Source organism: Micromonospora reichwaldensis, from assembly GCF_031845925.1.
GTDB lineage: Bacteria > Actinomycetota > Actinomycetes > Mycobacteriales > Micromonosporaceae > Micromonospora > Micromonospora reichwaldensis.
The window spans coordinates 1-3,442 of sequence record NZ_JAVRFL010000070.1 but is presented as its reverse complement, the minus strand read 5'-3'; the positions used below and the strand labels follow the sequence as shown (position 1 = coordinate 3,442).

The following is a 3,442-nucleotide window of genomic DNA, read 5'->3' as shown; positions in this document are numbered from 1 at the left end:
TGCCAGGCATGGCCTGGTGTGGCATACCGCCGGCGGTGGTCGGGTTTGGTGTCGCACGGATCGGGTTGTGGGTTGGTCGTTTGTTGAGAATTGCACAGTGGACGCGAGCATCTTTGTGGTCAAGTTGTCAAGGGCGAACGGTGAATGCCTTGGCACCAGGAGCCGATGAAGGACGTGGGAGGCCGCGATAGGCCTGGGGGAGCTGTCAACCAAGCTGTGATCCCAGGGTGTCCGAATGGGGAAACCTGGCTGGAGTCATGTCCAGTCACCCACACCTGAACACATAGGGTGTGTGGGGGGAACGCGGGGAAGTGAAACATCTCAGTACCCGTAGGAAGAGAAAACAATTTAGTGATTCCGTGAGTAGTGGCGAGCGAAAGCGGATTGAGGCTAAACCGGTTGCGTGTGATACCTGTCAGGGGTTGCGTGGTCGGGGTTGTGGGACCCTGCTGAGTGTACTGACATGCACTCGAGAAGTTACAAAGTCAGTGGCTAGTCGAACAGTCTGGAATGGCTGACCGTAGACGGTGAGAGTCCGGTAGGTGAAAGTTGCTGACCTTCTGTGGGTGTTCCCGAGTAGCGGCGGACCCCTGAAATCTGCCGTGAATCTGCCAGGACCACCTGGTAAGCCTAAATACTTCCTGGTGACCGATAGCGGACGAGTACCGTGAGGGAATGGTGAAAAGTACCCCGGGAGGGGAGTGAAATAGTACCTGAAACCGTTCGCCTACAATCCGTCGGAGCCTTGCGGGGTGACGGCGTGCCTTTTGAAGAATGAGCCTGCGAGTTAGTGGCATGTGGCGAGGTTAACCCGTGTGGGGGAGCCGTAGCGAAAGCGAGTCTGAATAGGGCGTTCAGTCGCGTGTCCTAGACCCGAAGCGGAGTGATCTAGCCATGGGCAGGCTGAAGCGCGGGTAAGACCGCGTGGAGGGCCGAACCCACCAACGTTGAAAAGTTGGGGGATGACCTGTGGTTAGGGGTGAAAGGCCAATCAAACTCCGTGATAGCTGGTTCTCCCCGAAATGCATTTAGGTGCAGCGTCGCGTGTTTCTTGCCGGAGGTAGAGCACTGGATGGTCTAGGGGGCCCACAAGCTTACCGAAATCAGCCAAACTCCGAATGCCGGTAAGTGAGAGCGCGGCAGTGAGACTGCGGGGGATAAGCTTCGTAGTCGAGAGGGAAACAGCCCAGATCACCAGCTAAGGCCCCTAAGCGTGTGCTAAGTGGAAAAGGATGTGGGGTCGCATAGACAACCAGGAGGTTGGCTTAGAAGCAGCCACCCTTTAAAGAGTGCGTAATAGCTCACTGGTCAAGTGGTTCCGCGCCGACAATGTAGCGGGGCTCAAGCACACCGCCGAAGCTGTGGCATTCACATTTTTACCTCGCTTGGACTTGATTCCTTGTGCAGGTGTGTGGATGGGTAGGGGAGCGTCGTGCCGGGGGTGAAGCAGCGGGGTGACCCAGTTGTGGACGCGGCACGAGTGAGAATGCAGGCATGAGTAGCGAAAGAAGGGTGAGAAACCCTTCCGCCGGATGACCAAGGGTTCCAGGGCCAGGCTAATCCGCCCTGGGTGAGTCGGGACCTAAGGCGAGGCCGAGAGGCGTAGTCGATGGACAACGGGTTGATATTCCCGTACCCGCGAAAGAGCGTCCCTGATGAACCTCGTTGTGCTAACCACCCGAGCCGGCTGCGATCTTCGGATCAAGGTTGGGGAGCGTGGGAACCTGGCGGGTAGTAGTCAAGCGATGGGGTGACGCAGGAAGGTAGCTGAGCCCGGCCGGTGGTTGTGCCGGGGTAAGCGTGTAGGCCGGTGTGTAGGCAAATCCGCACACCATTAGGGCTGAGACGTGATGCCGAGCCGATTCAGGTGAAGTCAGTGATCCTATGCTGCCGAGAAAAGCCTCTAGCGAGTTCTTAGCGGCCCGTACCCCAAACCGACACAGGTGGTCAGGTAGAGAATACCGAGGCGATCGGGCGAACTGTGGTTAAGGAACTCGGCAAATTGCCCCCGTAACTTAGGGAGAAGGGGGGCCGGAGACGTGAAGCCCCGCGCGGGTGGAGCGTTGTATGGCCGCAGAGAGCAGGGGGAAGCGACTGTTTACTAAAAACACAGGTCCATGCGAAGAAGTAATTCGATGTATATGGACTGACGCCTGCCCGGTGCTGGAACGTTAAGGGGACCTGTTAGCTCTTCGGGGCGAAGCGGAGAACTTAAGCGCCAGTAAACGGCGGTGGTAACTATAACCATCCTAAGGTAGCGAAATTCCTTGTCGGGTAAGTTCCGACCTGCACGAATGGCGTAACGACTTCCCCACTGTCTCAACCACAGGCCCGGCGAAATTGCATTACGAGTAAAGATGCTCGTTACGCGCGGCAGGACGGAAAGACCCCGGGACCTTTACTATAGCTTGACATTGGTATCCGAATTAGCTTGTGTAGGATAGGTGGGAGCCGGTGAAGTCCATACGCCAGTATGGGTGGAGGCAATCTTGAAATACCACTCTGGTTGATTTGGGTATCTAACTTCGGACCGTTATCCGGTTCAGGGACAGTGTCTGGTGGGTAGTTTAACTGGGGCGGTTGCCTCCTAAAGGGTAACGGAGGCGCCCAAAGGTTCCCTCAGCCTGGTTGGCAATCAGGTGTTGAGTGCAAGTACACAAGGGAGCTTGACTGTGAGACTGACAGGTCGAGCAGGGACGAAAGTCGGGACTAGTGATCCGGCACTTGCGAGTGGAAGCGGTGTCGCTCAACGGATAAAAGGTACCCCGGGGATAACAGGCTGATCTTCCCCAAGAGTCCATATCGACGGGATGGTTTGGCACCTCGATGTCGGCTCGTCGCATCCTGGGGCTGTAGCAGGTCCCAAGGGTTGGGCTGTTCGCCCATTAAAGCGGTACGCGAGCTGGGTTTAGAACGTCGTGAGACAGTTCGGTCCCTATCCGCCGTGCGCGTAGGATACTTGAGAAGGGCTGTCCCTAGTACGAGAGGACCGGGACGGACGAACCTCTGGTGTGCCAGTTGTCCCGCCAGGGGCACGGCTGGTTAGCTACGTTCGGAAGGGATAACCGCTGAAAGCATCTAAGCGGGAAGCTCGCTTCAAGATGAGGTATCCCACCCACTTTGTGGGGTAAGGCCCCCAGCTAGACGACTGGGTTGATAGGCCGGAAATGTAAGCCCGGTAACGGGTTCAGTTGACCGGTACTAATAGGCCGAGGACTTGACTACTAAGCTGCTACGCGTCCACTGTGCAACTCTCGATAAACGAACAACAGACCACGGGTTGGTGTTGTTTGATATGTCGATAGAGTTACGGCGGTCATGGCGGAGGGGAAACGCCCGGTTACATTCCGAACCCGGAAGCTAAGCCCTCCAGCGCCGATGGTACTGCACTCGGGAGGGTGTGGGAGAGTAGGACACCGCCGGACAATCGTTCAGTTCAGGG

Annotated in this window: 2 rRNA genes; both read left to right on the top strand. The window is 56.9% G+C overall.

What is annotated here, in order from left to right:
- Positions 1-117 precede the first annotated feature (117 nt).
- Positions 118-3,225, top strand: a 23S ribosomal RNA gene (locus RM555_RS30720).
- Positions 3,226-3,308: 83 nt separating this feature from the next.
- A 5S ribosomal RNA gene (gene rrf, locus RM555_RS30715) occupies positions 3,309-3,425 on the top strand.
- Positions 3,426-3,442: the final 17 nt, after the last annotated feature.